The sequence below is a fragment of the Streptomyces sp. NPDC033270 genome, assembly GCF_055576575.1.
Genome location: NZ_JBVIRA010000023.1, coordinates 89,918 through 105,857 on the forward strand (window position 1 = coordinate 89,918; position 15,940 = coordinate 105,857).

Here is a 15,940-nt window from a genome sequence, read left to right on the forward strand (position 1 = left end):
GGCGGCCGTTGTGCGTGCCGGACTGCGGTGCCTCAGCGCACGAAGACCCCGGCCTGCCCGGCGAGGTCCAGGAAGTACTGCGGCGCCAGACCGAGCACCAGGGTGGCCGTGACGCCGATGGCGATGGCCGTGGTCGTCAGCGGACTGGGGACCGCGACGGTCGGGCCTTCCGCCTTGGGCTCGTTGAAGAACATCAGCACGATGACGCGGATGTAGAAGAACGCGGCGATGGCGGAGGAGATGACACCGACCACCACGAGCCAGCCCGCACCACTTTGTGCCGCCGCCTTGAAGACCGCGAACTTCCCGGCGAAGCCGGAGGTCAGCGGGATGCCGGCGAAGGCCAGCAGGAAGACGGCGAAGACCGCGGCCACCAGCGGGGAACGGCGTCCGAGCCCGGCCCACTTGGACAGCTGAGTGGCCTCGCCGCCCGCGTCCCGCACCAGGGTGACAACGGCGAAGGCGCCGAGCGTCACGAAGGAGTAGGCGCCGAGGTAGAAGAGCACCGAGGAGATGCCGTCCTCACTGGTGGCGATCACACCGGCGAGGATGAAGCCGGCGTGGGCGATGGAGGAGTAGGCCAGCAGCCGCTTGATGTCGGTCTGGGTGATGGCGATGATCGCGCCGCCCAGCATCGTGATGATCGCGACGCCCCACAGCACCGGCCGCCAGTCCCAGCGCATGCCCGGCAGGACGACGTACAGCAGGCGCAGCAGCGCGCCGAAGGCGGCGACCTTCGTGGCGGCCGCCATGAAGCCGGTGACCGGGGTCGGCGCACCCTGGTAGACGTCCGGGGTCCACATGTGGAACGGGACCGCGCCGACCTTGAACAGCAGGCCCATCAGCACCAGCGCCGCGCCGATCAGCAGCAGCGCGTCGTTGCCCATGGTGCCGGCCAGCGCCGGGTCGATCTGCTTGGCGCCGTCCGAGATCACCTCGGCGATCCCGGCGTACGTCACGGTGCCGGCGTAGCCGTACAGCAGGGCCACGCCGAAGAGAAGGAACGCGGAGGAGAAGGCGCCGAGGAGGAAGTACTTGACGGCGGACTCCTGGGACAGCAGTCGCTGGCGGCGGGCCAGCGCGCACAGGATGTAGAGCGGGAGGGAGAAGACCTCCAGGGCGACGAAGAGCGTCAGCAGGTCGTTGGCCGCCGGGAAGACCAGCATGCCGCCGATCGCGAAGAGCACGATCGGGAAGACCTCTGAGGTGGTGAACCCGGCCTTGACCGCGGCCTGTTCGGCCGGGCCACCGGGGACGGCGGCGGGCTGGGCCGCGAAGGAGTCCACTCGCTTGCCGTGCGCCGCCGGGTCGAGCCGGCGCTCGGCGAAGGTGAAGACCGCGATCAGGGACACCAGCAGGATCGTGCCCTGCAGGAACAGGGCGGGGCCGTCGACGGCGATGGCGCCCATGGCGGCGATATGCGCCTTGGACGAGCCGAAGCCGCCGGCCGCCAGGCCGATCACCGCGGCGAACGCGGCGGCCAGTGCCACCAGGGACAGCAGCAACTGGGAGTGGTAGCGGGCGCGGCGCGGCACGAACGCCTCGATCAGGACACCGATCACCGCCGCGCCGAGGACGATCAGCGTCGGTGACAGCTGGGCGTACTCGATGTGCGGCCCCGGGATCTTGCCCGGCGCGCCGGCCGCCACCGTCCACAGGCTGTGGACACTTGCCACGGAACTCACTTCGCGGCCTCCACGTCTTGATCGTTCGCGGCGTGGCCGTGCCGGCCTCCGCCGGGCACGGCGTTCACCTGCACAGTGGGCTTGGGGTCCTGCTTGTCCACGACGGACAGGGTGTGGTCGACGGCCGGATTGACGATGTCGGTGAGCGGCTTCGGATACACCCCGAGGAAGATCAGCAGCGCGATCAGCGGCGCCACCACCACCAGCTCCCGCACCCTGAGGTCGGGCATGCCGGTCACCTCGGCCTTCACCGGCCCGGTCATCGTCCGCTGGTAGAGGACCAGGACGTAGAGCGCGGCGAGGACGATGCCGAAGGTGGCGATGATGCCGATCACGGGATAGCGGGTGAACGTGCCGACCAGGACCAGGAATTCGCTGACGAACGGTGCCAGGCCCGGCAGCGACAGGGTGGCGAGACCGCCGATGAGGAACGTGCCGGCGAGGACGGGGGCGACCTTCTGGACCCCGCCGTAGTCCGCGATCAGGCGCGAGCCGCGGCGGCTGATCAGGAAGCCGGCCACCAGCATCAGTGCGGCGGTGGAGATGCCGTGGTTGACCATGTAGAGCGTGGCGCCGCCCTGGCCCTGGGACGTCATCGCGAAGATGCCCAGGATGATGAAGCCGAAGTGGGAGATCGAGGCGTAGGCGATCAGCCGCTTGATGTCCCGCTGGGCGACCGCGAGCAGCGCGCCGTAGACGATGCTGATCAGTGCGAGCACCAGGATGGCGGGGGTGGCCCAGCTGCTGGCCTCCGGGAAGAGCTGGAGGCAGAAGCGGAGCATCGCGAACGTGCCGACCTTGTCGACGACCGCGGTGATCAGCACCGCGACCGGCGCGGTCGACTCGCCCATGGCGCCGGGAAGCCAGGTGTGCAGCGGCCACAGCGGCGCCTTCACCGCGAAGGCGAAGAAGAAGCCGAGGAAGAGCAGCCGCTCGGTGCCCCCGGCGATGTCCAGCTTGCCGGCGGCCCGGGCCTCGACGATCTGCTGGAGGGAGAACGTGCCGGTGCCGAGCTGGTCGGCGGTGACGGCGTACAGGCCGATCACCGCGGCCAGCATGATCAGGCCGCCGGCGAGGTTGTAGAGCAGGAACTTCACCGCGGCGTACGACCGCCGGCCGGCGGCCTGCTCCTCGCCGTCCGCACCGGCGCGGTCCCCGAAGCCGCCGATGAGGAAGTACATCGGGATCAGCATGGCTTCGAAGAAGATGTAGAAGAGGAAGACGTCGGTGGCCTCGAAGGAGATCACCACCATCGCCTCGACGGCCAGGATCAGCGCGAAGAAGCCCTGGGTGGGCCGCCAGCGCCGGTTGGGCGTGGCCTCTTCCAGAGGGTCGGCGTCATGCCAGCCGGCCAGGATGATGAACGGGATCAGCAGGGCGGTCAGCGCGATCAGGGCGACCGCGATGCCGTCCACGCCGAGTTCGTAGCGGACGCCGAAGTCCTGGATCCAGGCGTGCGATTCGGTGAGCTGATACGGGCTCTTGGCTCCGGGGTCGAAGCGGAACGCGATGACCAGGGCCAGCGCGAAGGTGATCAGCGAGAACAGCAGCGCGAGCCATTTGGCCGCGGTGCGCTTGGCGGCGGGCAGCGCGGCGGTGGCGATCGCGCCGACCGCCGGCACCACGGCCGTTGCCGTCAGCAGGGGAAACGACATGGCTCAGACACCCCTCATCAGCAGGGTCGCGGCGACAAGGACGGCGGCCCCGCCCAGCATCTGGACCGCGTACGAGCGGACGAAGCCGCTCTGGAACTGGCGCAGCAGGCCGGAGAGTCCGCCCACCGAGGCCGCCGTGCCGTTGACCGCCCCGTCCACCAGGGAGCGGTCGAGTTGGACGAGCGTGGTGGTGACCTCGCCGCCGCCGCGCACGAAGACGATGTGGTTGAACGCGTCCTGGAGCAGATCGCGGCGGGCTGCCCGGGTGAGCCAGGAGCCGCGCGGGGCGAGCACCGGGACGGGTTTGCGCCCGTACATCAGCCAGGCGAGGCCGACGCCGATGAGCAGGACGACGACGGTCGAGGCGGTGACGGTGGTGGCGCTGACCGGGGAGTGGCCGTGCGCGAAGGAGGTGACCGGCTCCAGCCACTTCACAAAGGCGTCGTTGACGCTGAACAGCGCGCCGGCGAAGACCGATCCGACGGCCAGCACGATCATCGGGAGCGTCATGACCTTCGGCGACTCGTGCGGGTGTTGCACCTGCTGCCCCGGCGCGGCAGCGGCCGGTGTCTCGGCCCAGCGCTTCTCGCCGAAGAAGGTCATCAGCATCACCCGTGTCATGTAGAACGCGGTGATCGCGGCGCCCAGGAGGGCCGCGCCGCCGAGGATCCAGCCCTCGGTGCCGCCCTTGGCGAAGGCCGCCTCGATGATCTTGTCCTTGGAGAAGAAGCCGGACAGTCCGGGGAAGCCGATGATCGCCAGATAGCCGAGGCCGAAGGTGATGAACGTGATCGGCATGTACCGGCGCAGGCCGCCGTAATGGCGCATGTCGACCTCGTCGTTCATGCCGTGCATCACCGAACCGGCGCCGAGGAAGAGGCCGGCCTTGAAGAAGCCGTGGGTGACCAGGTGCATGATCGCGAAGGCGTAGCCGATGGGGCCGAGTCCGGCGGCCAGGACCATGTAGCCGATCTGCGACATCGTCGAGCCGGCCAGGGCCTTCTTGATGTCGTCCTTGGCGCAACCGACGATCGCACCGAACAGGAGCGTGACCGCGCCGACCGCGACGACGGCGGTCTGCGCGTCCGGCGCGGCATTGAAGATCGCCCCGGAGCGGGTGATCAGATACACGCCGGCGGTGACCATCGTGGCGGCGTGGATCAGGGCCGAGACCGGGGTCGGGCCCTCCATCGCGTCACCCAGCCAGGACTGCAGCGGCACCTGTGCCGACTTGCCGCAGGCGGCCAGTAGCAGCATCAGCCCGATGGCGGTGAGCTTGCCCTCGGACGTGTCACCGGTGGCCGCGAGCACCGGCCCGAAGGCGAAGGTCCCGAACGTCGTGAACATCAGCATGATCGCGATGGACAGGCCCATGTCGCCGACGCGGTTGACCAGGAACGCCTTCTTGGCGGCGGTGGCCGCGCTGGGCTTGTGCTGCCAGAACCCGATCAGGAGGTACGAGGCGAGGCCGACGCCCTCCCAGCCGACGTACAGCAGAAGGTAGTTGTCGGCGACGACGAGGAGCAGCATCGCCGCGAGGAAGAGGTTGAGGTAGCCGAAGAAGCGGCGGCGCCGCTCGTCGTGCTCCATATAGCCGATCGAGTAGATGTGGATCAGCGATCCGACACCGGTGATCAGCAGGACGAAGGTCATCGACAGCTGGTCGAGCTGGAAGGCGACGTCGGCCTGGAAGCCGCCGACCGGGATCCAGCTGAACAGATGCTGGTGCAGGGCACGGTGCTCGGGGCTCTTGCCGAGCATGTCGGCGAAGAGCGCCACCCCGACGGCGAACGACGCCACCGCCAGCAGTGTGCCGATCCAGTGGCCGGTGCGGTCGAGTCGTTTACCGCCGCACAGCAGCAGGGCCGCACCGACCAGCGGTGCCGCGACAAGCAGCGCGATCAAGTTCTCCACTTTGTGCGACCCCTTACAGCTTCATCAGACTGGCGTCGTCGACCGAGGCCGTATGACGGGTGCGGAAGATCGACACGATGATCGCCAGGCCGACCACGACCTCGGCCGCGGCGACGACCATCGTGAAGAAGGCGATGATCTGGCCGTCCAGATTCCCGTGCATCCGCGAGAAGGTGACGAAGGCGAGATTGCAGGCGTTGAGCATCAGCTCGATGCACATGAACATCACGATGGCGTTCCGCCTGATCAGCACCCCGGCCGCGCCGATGGTGAACAGCAGGGCGGCGAGGTAGAGGTAGTAGACCGGGTTCATTTCTTGGCCCCCTCCTTGTGCTCCTTGCTCCTCGCGCCACCGGAGGACCCGGGCGGGGGCTCGTCCTCCGTGCCGCGCCCCAGCCACTCCTCGGAGCGCTGCTCCAGCGCCTTGAGTTCGGCGAGCGACTCACCGGAGACATCGCGGACCTGGCCGCGCTCGCGCAGCGTGGGACTGACGGTCAGCTCGGACGGGGTGCCGTCGGGCAGCAGGCCCGGGATGTCGACGGCGTTGTGCCGGGCGTAGACCCCCGGGGCGGGCAGCGGGGGCACCTGCTTGCCCTCGCGGATCCGCGCCTCGGACTGCTCGCGCTGCGACTTGGCCCGCTCCGTGCGCTCCCGGTGCGTGAGCACCATCGCGCCGACGGCCGCCGTGATCAGCAGCGCGCCGGTGACTTCGAAGGCGAAGACGTACTTGGTGAAGATGAGCGCGGCCAGGCCCTGCACATTGCCGCCGGCGTTCGCCTCGCCCAGGCCGTTGAACTCCTTGAGCGAGGCGTTGCCGAGGCCGGCGATCAGCAGGATGCCGAAGCCGATGCCGAGGCCGGCGGCGAGCCAGCGCTGGCCCTTGAGCGTCTCCTTGAGGGAGTCCGCGGCCGTGACGCCGACCAGCATGACGACGAACAGGAACAACATCATGATCGCGCCCGTATAGACGACGATCTGCACGACGCCGAGGAAGTACGCGCCGTTGGCGAGGTAGAAGACCGCCAGGACGATCATGGTGCCGGCGAGCGAGAGGGCGCTGTGCACGGCCCGCTTCATCAGGATCGTGCACAGCGCGCCGATGACGGCGACGGTGCCCAGGATCCAGAACTGCACGGCCTCCCCCGTGGAGGCGGCCGCGGTGGCGAGGCCGGTCATGCCTGCACCTCCTCGTCGGCGGCCCGGGCCGGCTGCTCTGCGGGGTGCTCCCCCTTGGAGACGGCGACCTGGCGGACGGTGCCGGGCGCGGCCTCGGTCACCAGCCCGTTGTAGTAGTCCTTCTCCGTCATGCCGGGGTAGATCGCGTGCGGTGAGTCGACCATCGTGTCCTGCAGGCCCGCGAGCAGCTCCTCCTTGGTGTAGATGAGCGATTCGCGGGAGCGGTCGGCGAGTTCGTACTCGTTGGTCATGGTGAGCGCGCGGGTCGGACAGGCCTCCACGCACAACCCGCACAGGATGCAGCGCAGATAGTTGATCTGGTAGACGCGGCCGTAGCGCTCACCCGGGGAGTAGCGCTCCTCGTCGGTGTTGTCCGCGCCTTCGACATAGATCGCGTCCGCCGGGCAGGCCCAGGCGCACAGCTCGCAGCCGATGCACTTCTCCAGCCCGTCCGGATGGCGGTTGAGCTGATGACGGCCGTGGAAACGCGGCGCCGTCGGCTTCTTCTCCTCCGGATACTGCTCGGTCAGCCGCTTCTTGAACATGGCCTTGAAGGTCACGCCGAAGCCGGCCACGGGGTTCTGGAACTCAGGCACCGTCGCCCCCCTTTCCGTCGGTCTCATTTCCGTCACTGACAGTGTCCACCCGACCACTGACAATCAACTCCCGCTCCCGGCGGGGACGCCGGCGCGGCACGGGCGGCAGGCTCTGCCCGGGCAGCGGCGGTACGGGGAAGCCGCCGGCCATCGGGTCGAAGGCGCCGTCGCCGTCCGTCTCCGGCTCTTCCTCACCGCGCCGGAAGAAGTCCACGACCAGGGAGATCAGCAGCAGCGCGACGGCGCTGCCGGCCACGTACAGCACGATCTGGGAGAAGTCGTAGCCCTCGTTCTTCAGCGCCCGGACGGTGGCGACCAGCATCAGCCAGACCATCGAGACCGGGATGAGGACCTTCCAGCCCAGCTTCATGAACTGGTCGTAACGCACTCGGGGGAGGGTGCCGCGCAGCCAGATGAAGAAGAACAGCAGCAGCTGCACCTTGAGGGTGAACCACAGCAGCGGCCACCAACCGTGGTTGGCGCCTTCCCAGAACGTGGACACCGGCCAGGGGGCCCGCCAGCCGCCCAGGAAGAGCGTGACCGCGACCGCCGAGACGGTGACCATGTTGATGTACTCGGCCAGCATGAACATCGCGAACTTGATGGACGAGTACTCGGTGTTGAAGCCCCCGACCAGGTCGCCCTCGGACTCCGGCATGTCGAACGGCGCGCGGTTGGTCTCGCCGACCATGGCGACGATGTAGATGATGAAGGACACCGGCAGCAGCAGGACGTACCACCGGTCCTGCTGCGACTCCACGATGGTGGACGTCGACATCGACCCGGAGTACAGGAACACCGCCGCGAACGAGATGCCCATCGCGATCTCGTACGAGATCATCTGCGCGCACGAGCGCAGCCCGCCGAGCAGGGGGTAGGTCGAGCCGGAGGACCAGCCCGCCAGCACGATGCCGTAGATGCCGACCGAGGCCGTGGCCAGGATGTAGAGGATGCCGATGGGCAGGTCGGTCAGCTGCATCGGGGTGCGGTGGCCGAAGATCGAGATCTCGTTGCCGGCCGGGCCGAAGGGGATCACCGCGATCGCCATGAAGGCCGGGATGGCCGCCACGATCGGCGCGAGGATGTAGACCGCCTTGTCGGCCCGCTTGACGACCAGGTCCTCCTTCAGCATCAGCTTGATGCCGTCGGCCAGCGACTGGAGCATCCCCCAGGGGCCGTGGCGGTTGGGGCCGATGCGCAGCTGCATCCAGGCGACGACCTTGCGCTCCCAGACGATCGAGAACAGCACCGTCAGCATCAGGAACGCGAAGCAGAAGACCGCCTTGATGACGATCAGCCACCAGGGATCGCGGCCGAACATCGACAGGTCTTCCTGGGCCAGCACGGTCTGCGCGGTGGCCAGTTGGCCGAGCTGCATCATGCGTCCACCTCCTTGGCCTGCGCCGGCGTGCCCGGGGCGGCGGAGATCTTCACCAGGTCACCGGGGCGCGCCCCGGTGTCGGCGGCGACGCCACCGCCCGTGGAGTTGAGCGGGAGCCACACCACCCGGTCGGGCATCGGCGTGACCTTCAGCGGCAGCCGGACCGAGCCGGCCGGTCCGCCGACCTCCAGCAGGTCGCCGTCCTTGACGCCGGTCTCCTCGGCGGTGGCCTGCGACAGCCGGGCCAGCGCGGCGTGCCGGGTGCCGGCCAGTGCCTCGTCGCCTTCCTGGAGCAGCCCCTGGTCCAGCAGGAGCCGGTGCCCGGCGAGTACCGCCTCGCCGCCGGCGGGCCGGGGCAGCGGGCGCCCGGTCTCCTGGGGCTCACCGGCGTACGGGCCGTCCCAGCTGCCGAGCCGGTCCAGCTCGCGGCGTACGGAGCGGACGTCGGGCAGGGCCAGGTGGACGTCCATGGCGTCGGCGAGCATGTGCAGGACCCGGGAGTCCGGCTGCAGATGGCGGCGGGTCATCTGGTCCGGCTTGAGCGCCGCCTCGAACAGCCGCGCCCGGCCCTCCCAGTTGAGGAACGTGCCGGCCTTCTCCACCACGGCCGCCACCGGCAGGACCACATCCGCCCGCTCGGTGACCTGCGAGGGCCGCAGCTCCAGACTGACCAGGAAGCCGACCTCGTCCAGGGCGGTCAGCGCCCGCGCCGGGTCCGGCAGGTCGGCGACCTCGACTCCGGCCACCAGCAGCGCGCTGAGCTCCCCGGTCGCCGCGGCCTGGATGATCTGGCCGGTGTCGCGGCCGTGCCGGTGCGGGAGCGCGGCGACGCCCCAGGCCGCGGCGACCTCGTCGCGGGCCCGCGGGTCGGTGGCCGGCCGCCCGCCGGGCAGCAGACCGGGCAGCGCGCCGGCCTCGACGGCGCCGCGATCGCCCGCCCGCCGCGGAATCCACACCAGGCGGGCGCCGGTCGCGGCGGCGGCGCGCACCGCGGCGGTCAGCGCGCCGGGCGCCCCCGCCAGCCGCTCGCCGACGACGATCACCGCGCCGTCCGCACGCAGCGCCTCGGCCGCCGCGCGCCCCTCGCCCTCCAGGCCGACGCCGCCCGCGAGCGCGTCCAGCCATTCGGTCTCGGTGCCGGGTGCGGCCGGCAGCAGCGTCCCACCGGCCTTGATCAGCCCGCGTGAGGCGTAACTGCCCAGCCCGTAGGTGCGCTGGCCGCTCTTGCGGTGCGCCTTGCGCAGCCGCAGGAAGACGCCGGGCGCCTCCTCCTCGGCCTCGATCCCGGCCAGCAGGACGGCCGGCGCCTGCTCCAGGGCGGTGTACGTGACACCGCCGTCTTCCCCAAGGTCACGGCCCCGTCCGGCGACCTTGGCCGCCAGGAAGTCGGCCTCTTCGGCGCTGTGCACCCGGGCCCGGAAGTCGATGTCGTTGGTGTGCAGGGCGATCCGGGCGAACTTGGCGTAGGCGTAGGCGTCCTCGACGGTCAGCCGGCCGCCGGTCAGTACGCCCGTGCGCCCCTTGGCCGCGGTCAGGCCGCGGGCCGCCGCCTGAAGGGCCTCGGGCCAGCTCGCCGGCTCCAGTTCACCGGACTCGGCGTTGCGCACCAGGGGGTGCTCCAGCCGGTCGCGCTGCTGGGCGTAGCGGAAGGCGAACCGCCCCTTGTCGCAGATCCACTCCTCGTTGACCTCGGGGTCGTTGGCGGCCAGCCGCCGCAGGACCTTGCCGCGCCGGTGGTCGGTGCGGGTCGCGCAGCCGCCGGCGCAGTGCTCGCACACCGACGGCGAGGAGACCAGGTCGAAGGGGCGGGAGCGGAAGCGGTACGCGGCGGAGGTGAGCGCGCCGACCGGGCAGATCTGGATGGTGTTGCCGGAGAAGTACGACTCGAACGGGTCGCCCTCTCCGGTGCCGACCTGTTGGAGGGCGCCGCGTTCGACCAGCTCGATCATCGGGTCGCCGGCGATCTGGTTGCTGAAGCGGGTGCAGCGCGCGCACAGCACGCAGCGCTCGCGGTCCAGCAGCACCTGTGTGGAGATCGGTACCGGCTTGGCGAAGGTGCGCTTCTTGCCCTCGAAGCGCGACTCCGGGTCGCCGACCTGCATCGCCTGGTTCTGCAGCGGGCACTCGCCGCCCTTGTCGCAGACCGGGCAGTCCAGCGGGTGGTTGATCAGCAGCAGCTCCATCACCCCGCGCTGGGCCTTCTCGGCCACCGGAGAGGTCAGCTGCGACTTGACGACCATGCCGTCGGTGCAGGTGATGGTGCAGGAGGCCATCGGCTTGCGCTGGCCCTCCACCTCGACGATGCACTGCCGGCAGGCGCCCGCCGGGTCCAGCAGCGGGTGGTCGCAGAAGCGCGGGATCTCGATGCCGAGGAGTTCGGCGGCGCGGATGACCAGCGTCCCCTTGGGGACGGAGATCTCGATGCCGTCGATCGTCAGGGTGACGAGGTCCTCCGGCGGGACGGCCGCCTCGCCGCCCCCCGAGGGACCCGCGGCGGAGCCGCTGTTCGACCCAGTTGTCGTGACGGTCATGCATTCACCCCCAGGTGAGCGTCGTTGTCGGCCCACAGGGTCGACTTGGCGGGGTCGAACGGGCAGCCGTTGCCGGTGATGTGCTGCTCGTACTCCTCGCGGAAGTACTGGAGCGAGGAGAAGATCGGCGAGGCGGCGCCGTCGCCGAGGGCGCAGAAGGACTTGCCGTTGATGTTGTCGGCGATGTCGTTCAGCTTGTCGAGGTCGTCCATCCGGCCGTTGCCGGCCTCGATGTCGCGCAGCAACTGCACCAGCCAGTACGTCCCTTCGCGGCAGGGTGTGCACTTGCCGCAGGACTCGTGCGCGTAGAACTCGGTCCAGCGGGTGACCGCCCGTACGACGCAGGTGGTCTCGTCGAAGCACTGCAGCGCCTTGGTGCCGAGCATCGAGCCGGCCGCGCCGACGCCCTCGTAGTCGAGGGGGACGTCGAGGTGTTCGGCGGTGAACATCGGCGTCGAGGAGCCGCCCGGCGTCCAGAACTTCAGCCGGTGGCCGCGGCGCATACCGCCGCTCATGTCGAGCAGCTGGCGCAGGGTGATGCCCAACGGGGCCTCGTACTGGCCGGGGGCTGCGACATGGCCGCTGAGCGAGTAGAGCGTGAAGCCCGGGGACTTCTCGCTGCCCATCGACCTGAACCAGTCCTTGCCCTTGTTCATGATCGCGGGAACCGACGCGATGGATTCGACGTTGTTCACGACAGTGGGGCAGGCGTAGAGGCCGGCCACCGCGGGGAAGGGAGGACGCAGCCGGGGCTGTCCGCGACGGCCCTCCAGGGAGTCGAGCAGCGCGGTTTCCTCACCGCAGATGTACGCGCCGGCGCCCGCGTGCACGATGACATCCAGGTCGAGTCCCGAGCCGAGGATGTTCCGTCCGAGGAACCCCGCCGCGTAGGCCTCGCGTACGGCCTCGTGCAGCCGGCGCAGGACGGGGACGACCTCACCGCGCAGATAGATGAAGGCGTGGTTCGACCGGATCGCATGGCAGGCGATCACGATCCCCTCGATGAGGGAGTGCGGGTTCGCGAAGAGGAGGGGGATGTCCTTGCAGGTCCCGGGCTCCGATTCGTCGGCGTTGACCACGAGGTAGTGCGGCTTGCCGTCGCCCTGCGGGATGAACTGCCACTTCATCCCGGTGGGGAAGCCCGCGCCGCCGCGGCCGCGCAGGCCGGAGTCCTTGACGTAGGCGATGACGTCGTCGGGGGGCATCGCGAGTGCCTTGCGCAGGCCCTCGTAGCCCTCGTGCCGGCGGTAGGTCTCCAGCGTCCAGGATTCGGGCTGGTCCCAGAAGGCGGACAGGACGGGCATGAGGAGCTTCTCCGGGCTCGCCTCTCCCCCGGCGTGCGGCCGGGAGGCGCCCCCGTACTCGGCTGCCACTGTCATCACTCCCCCTCCTCTGCTGTGGGCCCGGCCGGGTGCTGGTCGTCGGAGGCCGAGGTCTCGTGCGGTGCGTCGTGGGAACTGGGGTGGCCCGAGGGCGCCTGCTCGGCAAAGTGCCCGGACGGGGGTTCGTCCGTGGGCTGGTCGGTGGTCGTCCGCGGGGCGATGACGTGATCGGCGCCGCGGCCCGGTGCGGCCTCGCCCTTGGCCAGGCGCAGTCCGATCAGGGAGGCGGGTCCGGCGCCGCCGGTGGCCTCGACGGCGCCCGGCCGCTCGTCCGGGAATCCGGCGAGCATCCGGGCGGTCTCCTTGAAGGTGCACAGCGGGGCGCCGCGGGTGGGCTCGACGGTGCGGCCCGCCCGGAGGTCGTCGACGAGCTGCCGGGCGGACTGCGGCGTCTGGTTGTCGAAGAACTCCCAGTTGACCATCACGACCGGGGCGAAGTCGCAGGCGGCGTTGCACTCGATGTGTTCGAGGGTGACGGCGCCGTCCTCGGTGGTCTCGCCGTTGCCGACGCCGAGGTGCTCCTTGAGCTCCTCGAAGATGGCGTCGCCGCCCATCACCGCGCACAGGGTGTTGGTGCAGACGCCGACCTGGTAGTCGCCGCTCGGCCTGCGGCGGTACATGGAGTAGAAGGTCGACACCGCGGTGACCTCGGCGGTGGTCAGGTCGAGCTGCTCGGCGCAGAAGCGGATGCCGGTGCGGGTGATGTGCCCTTCCTCGGCCTGTACGAGGTGCAGCAGCGGCAGCAGCGCCGAGCGCGCGCCGGGGTAGCGGGCGATCACCTCCTTGGCGTCCGCCTCGAGCCGGGCCCGTACCTCGGCCGGGTAGTCGGGGGCGGGGAGCGCGGGCATCCCCAAGCTGGTGGGGGATGCGGGGGTTCCCCCCGGAGAAGACGCAGTGGTCACCGGTCGACGCCTCCCATCACGGGGTCGATGGACGCGACGGCGACGATGACGTCGGCGACCTGGCCGCCTTCGCACATCGCCGCCATGGCCTGCAGGTTGGTGAAGGACGGGTCGCGGAAGTGCACCCGGTAGGGGCGGGTGCCGCCGTCGCTGACCGCGTGCACGCCCAGCTCGCCCTTGGGCGACTCGACGGCCGCGTAGGTCTGTCCGGGCGGGACCCTGAAGCCCTCGGTCACGAGCTTGAAGTGGTGGATCAGGGCCTCCATCGAGGTGCCCATGATCTTCTTGATGTGGTCGAGGGAGTTGCCCAGGCCGTCCGGGCCGAGGGCCAGCTGGGCGGGCCAGGCGATCTTCTTGTCCGCGACCATCACCGGACCGGGCTCCAGGCGGTCCAGGCACTGCTCGACGATCCGCAGCGACTGGCGCATCTCCTCCAGCCGGATCAGGAACCGGCCGTAGGCGTCGCAGGTGTCGGCGGTCGGCACCTCGAACTCGTAGTCCTCGTAGCCGCAGTACGGCTGCGTCTTGCGCAGGTCGTGCGGGAGTCCGGCGGAGCGCACGATGGGGCCGGTGGCTCCGGTGGCCATGCAGCCGGCCAGGTCCAGGTAGCCGATGCCCTCCATGCGGCCCTTGAAGACGGGGTTGCCGGTGGCGAGCTTGTCGTACTCGCCGATGTTCTTGCGCATCTTCTTGACGAAGGCGCGCACCTGGTCGACCGCGCCCGGGGGCAGGTCCTGGGCGAGGCCGCCGGGCCGGATGTAGGCGTGGTTCATCCGCAGGCCGGTGATCAGCTCGAAGATGTCGAGGATGAGCTCGCGGTCGCGGAAGCCGTAGATCATGATCGTGGTGGCGCCCAGCTCCATACCGCCGGTGGCGATGCACACCAGGTGGGAGGAGAGCCGGTTGAGTTCCATCAGCAGCACGCGGATGACCGAGGCCCGGTCGGGGACGTCGTCGGTGATGCCGAGCAGCTTCTCCACGGCCAGGCAGTAGGCCGTCTCGTTGAAGAAGGGGGTGAGGTAGTCCATCCTCGTGACGAAGGTGGTGCCCTGCGTCCAGGTCCGGTATTCGAGGTTCTTCTCGATACCGGTGTGCAGATAGCCGATGCCGCAGCGGGCCTCGGTGACGGTCTCCCCGTCGATCTCCAGGATCAGCCTGAGCACACCGTGCGTCGAGGGGTGCTGCGGCCCCATGTTGACGATGATCCGCTCGTCGTCGGACTTGACCGCGGCGGCCGCGATCTCGTCCCAGTCGCCGCCGGAGACGTTGTAGACCGTGCCCTCGGTGGTCTCGCGGCCCAGCGACTCCTGGGTGTCGAAGTCGCTTGAGGTGCGGTGGCCGTTCGAGGAGTGGGAGTGCGGTGCAGTAGTCATCAGCTGTACGACCTCCGCTGGTCGGGAGCCGGGATCTGGGCGCCCTTGTACTCGACGGGGATGCCGCCGAGCGGGTAGTCCTTGCGCTGCGGGAAGCCCTGCCAGTCGTCGGGCATCATGATCCGGGTCAGCGCGGGATGACCGTCGAAGATCAGGCCGAAGAAGTCGTACGTCTCGCGCTCGTGCCAGTCGTTGGTCGGGTAGACCGCCACGAGCGAGGGCACGTGCGGGTCGGCGTCCGGGGCGGAGACCTCCAGCCGGATCAGCCGGTTGTGGGTGATCGAGCGCAGGTGGTAGACGGCGTGCAGCTCGCGGCCGGTGTCCCCGGGGAAGTGCACCCCGCTCACGCCCGTGCACAGCTCGAAGCGCAGCGCCGGGTCGTCGCGCAGGATCTTGGCGACGGCCGGCAGGTACTCCCGCTCGATGTGGAAGGTCAGCTCGCCGCGGTCCACGACCGTCTTGGCGATGACGTTCTCGGGGGCCAGCCCCTGCTCGTCGAGGGCGCCCTCCAGCTCGTCGGCGATCTCGTCGAAGTCGCCGTAGCCTCCCCCGTTCTCGGCTTCGCCCGAGGCACCCCCGTCGGCGCCCGGTCCGCCGTACGGCCGCTGGGACGCGCCGGGCAGCCGGACGGTCCGTACGAGGCCGCCGTAGCCGGTGGTGTCCCCGCCGTTGTCGGCGCCGAACATGCCGCGGCGGGTGGCGATCACCTCGCCGGTGTCGTCGCGCTGCGCCGGGACGGCCTCGTCCGAGGCGTCCGGACGCTCGGGGTTCTTCTGCTCACTCACCGCAGCAGCCCCTTCATCTCGATCAGCGGAAGCGCCTTGAGTGCCGCCTCCTCCGCCTCGCGGGCGGCCTGCTGCTGATTGACCCCGAGCTTGGTGTGCTGGATCTTGTCGTGGAGCTTGAGGATGGCGTCCATCAGCATCTCGGGACGCGGCGGGCAGCCCGGCAGATAGATGTCGACGGGCACGATGTGGTCGACGCCCTGGACAATCGCGTAGTTATTGAACATTCCGCCCGATGAGGCGCAAACCCCCATGGAAATCACCCACTTCGGGTTCGGCATCTGGTCGTAGACCTGCCGCAGGACGGGGGCCATCTTCTGGCTCACCCGGCCGGCCACGATCATCAGATCCGCCTGGCGCGGCGAGCCCCGGAAGACCTCCATGCCGAAGCGGGCCAGGTCGTAGCGCCCGGCGCCGGTCGTCATCATCTCGATGGCGCAGCAGGCCAGCCCGAAGGTCGCCGGGAAGACCGATGATTTGCGCACCCAGCCCGCGGCCTGCTCGACAGTGGTCAGCAAAAAGCCGCTCGGCAGCTTCTCTTCAAGTCCCATGTGTGACCC

13 protein-coding genes are annotated in these 15,940 nt (G+C 69.8%); all 13 read right to left on the reverse strand.

All coding sequences use genetic code 11. From position 1 onward, the window contains the following. Positions 1 to 32 precede the first annotated feature (32 nt). Genes nuoN through ACZ5XZ_RS28300 form a run of 13 tightly spaced genes read right to left on the reverse strand, consistent with a single transcriptional unit; the run spans position 33 to position 15,931 of the window. Positions 33 to 1,685: an NADH-quinone oxidoreductase subunit NuoN gene (gene nuoN, locus ACZ5XZ_RS28240; protein WP_468982884.1), complete on the reverse strand. Its 1,653-nt coding sequence runs from the start codon at positions 1,683 to 1,685 to the stop codon at positions 33 to 35. After that, positions 1,682 to 3,340, reverse strand: a complete 1,659-nt coding sequence (locus ACZ5XZ_RS28245; protein WP_468982886.1) for an NADH-quinone oxidoreductase subunit M — start codon at positions 3,338 to 3,340, stop codon at positions 1,682 to 1,684. The genes nuoN and ACZ5XZ_RS28245 overlap by 4 nt, the downstream gene beginning before the upstream one ends. Positions 3,341 to 3,343: 3 nt before the next feature. Further along, entirely contained in the window at positions 3,344 to 5,254 is a 1,911-nt protein-coding gene (gene nuoL, locus ACZ5XZ_RS28250) for an NADH-quinone oxidoreductase subunit L (RefSeq protein ID WP_468982888.1), read from the reverse strand. Positions 5,255 to 5,267: 13 nt separating this feature from the next. Continuing rightward, positions 5,268 to 5,567: an NADH-quinone oxidoreductase subunit NuoK gene (gene nuoK, locus ACZ5XZ_RS28255; protein WP_350730467.1), complete on the reverse strand. Its 300-nt coding sequence runs from the start codon at positions 5,565 to 5,567 to the stop codon at positions 5,268 to 5,270. Further along, positions 5,564 to 6,430, reverse strand: coding sequence for an NADH-quinone oxidoreductase subunit J (locus tag ACZ5XZ_RS28260; protein ID WP_468982891.1), 867 nt, complete (start codon positions 6,428 to 6,430; stop codon positions 5,564 to 5,566). The genes nuoK and ACZ5XZ_RS28260 overlap by 4 nt, the downstream gene beginning before the upstream one ends. Beyond that, a complete protein-coding gene (gene nuoI, locus ACZ5XZ_RS28265; protein WP_468982893.1) occupies positions 6,427 to 7,053 on the reverse strand; it encodes an NADH-quinone oxidoreductase subunit NuoI in 627 nt (208 codons plus the stop codon). The genes ACZ5XZ_RS28260 and nuoI overlap by 4 nt, the downstream gene beginning before the upstream one ends. Continuing rightward, a complete protein-coding gene (nuoH, locus tag ACZ5XZ_RS28270) occupies positions 7,019 to 8,407 on the reverse strand; it encodes an NADH-quinone oxidoreductase subunit NuoH (protein WP_468982895.1) in 1,389 nt (462 codons plus the stop codon). The genes nuoI and nuoH overlap by 35 nt, the downstream gene beginning before the upstream one ends. Next, complete coding sequence (locus ACZ5XZ_RS28275) at positions 8,404 to 10,938, reverse strand: NADH-quinone oxidoreductase subunit G (protein ID WP_468982897.1); 2,535 nt, start codon at positions 10,936 to 10,938, stop codon at positions 8,404 to 8,406. Before ACZ5XZ_RS28275 ends, nuoH begins: the two co-directional genes overlap by 4 nt. Continuing rightward, on the reverse strand, positions 10,935 to 12,317 hold the full coding sequence (nuoF, locus tag ACZ5XZ_RS28280) for an NADH-quinone oxidoreductase subunit NuoF (RefSeq protein WP_468982900.1): 1,383 nt from the start codon (positions 12,315 to 12,317) through the stop codon (positions 10,935 to 10,937). Before nuoF ends, ACZ5XZ_RS28275 begins: the two co-directional genes overlap by 4 nt. Then, on the reverse strand, positions 12,317 to 13,168 hold the full coding sequence (gene nuoE / locus ACZ5XZ_RS28285) for an NADH-quinone oxidoreductase subunit NuoE (protein ID WP_468982901.1): 852 nt from the start codon (positions 13,166 to 13,168) through the stop codon (positions 12,317 to 12,319). The genes nuoF and nuoE overlap by 1 nt, the downstream gene beginning before the upstream one ends. 50 nt (positions 13,169 to 13,218) lie before the next feature. Continuing rightward, on the reverse strand, positions 13,219 to 14,595 hold the full coding sequence (locus tag ACZ5XZ_RS28290) for an NADH-quinone oxidoreductase subunit D (RefSeq protein ID WP_468982904.1): 1,377 nt from the start codon (positions 14,593 to 14,595) through the stop codon (positions 13,219 to 13,221). Then, on the reverse strand, positions 14,595 to 15,380 hold the full coding sequence (locus ACZ5XZ_RS28295) for an NADH-quinone oxidoreductase subunit C (RefSeq protein ID WP_468982906.1): 786 nt from the start codon (positions 15,378 to 15,380) through the stop codon (positions 14,595 to 14,597). Before ACZ5XZ_RS28295 ends, ACZ5XZ_RS28290 begins: the two co-directional genes overlap by 1 nt. Then, on the reverse strand, positions 15,377 to 15,931 hold the full coding sequence (locus ACZ5XZ_RS28300; protein ID WP_030416193.1) for a NuoB/complex I 20 kDa subunit family protein: 555 nt from the start codon (positions 15,929 to 15,931) through the stop codon (positions 15,377 to 15,379). Before ACZ5XZ_RS28300 ends, ACZ5XZ_RS28295 begins: the two co-directional genes overlap by 4 nt. Positions 15,932 to 15,940: the final 9 nt, after the last annotated feature.

What these genes read in the sequence shown, in the direction of transcription:
- ACZ5XZ_RS28245 (WP_468982886.1), bottom strand. Translation starts at nt 3,340, where the DNA reads ATGTCGTTTCCCCTGCTGACGGCAACGGCCGTGGTGCCGGCGGTCGGC.
- ACZ5XZ_RS28300 (WP_030416193.1), bottom strand. Translation starts at nt 15,931, where the DNA reads ATGGGACTTGAAGAGAAGCTGCCGAGCGGCTTTTTGCTGACCACTGTC.
- ACZ5XZ_RS28290 (WP_468982904.1), bottom strand. Translation starts at nt 14,595, where the DNA reads ATGACTACTGCACCGCACTCCCACTCCTCGAACGGCCACCGCACCTCA.
- nuoK (WP_350730467.1), bottom strand. Translation starts at nt 5,567, where the DNA reads ATGAACCCGGTCTACTACCTCTACCTCGCCGCCCTGCTGTTCACCATC.
- nuoE (WP_468982901.1), bottom strand. Translation starts at nt 13,168, where the DNA reads ATGCCCGCGCTCCCCGCCCCCGACTACCCGGCCGAGGTACGGGCCCGG.
- nuoI (WP_468982893.1), bottom strand. Translation starts at nt 7,053, where the DNA reads ATGAGACCGACGGAAAGGGGGGCGACGGTGCCTGAGTTCCAGAACCCC.
- nuoF (WP_468982900.1), bottom strand. Translation starts at nt 12,317, where the DNA reads ATGACAGTGGCAGCCGAGTACGGGGGCGCCTCCCGGCCGCACGCCGGG.
- nuoH (WP_468982895.1), bottom strand. Translation starts at nt 8,407, where the DNA reads ATGATGCAGCTCGGCCAACTGGCCACCGCGCAGACCGTGCTGGCCCAG.
- ACZ5XZ_RS28260 (WP_468982891.1), bottom strand. Translation starts at nt 6,430, where the DNA reads ATGACCGGCCTCGCCACCGCGGCCGCCTCCACGGGGGAGGCCGTGCAG.
- ACZ5XZ_RS28275 (WP_468982897.1), bottom strand. Translation starts at nt 10,938, where the DNA reads ATGACCGTCACGACAACTGGGTCGAACAGCGGCTCCGCCGCGGGTCCC.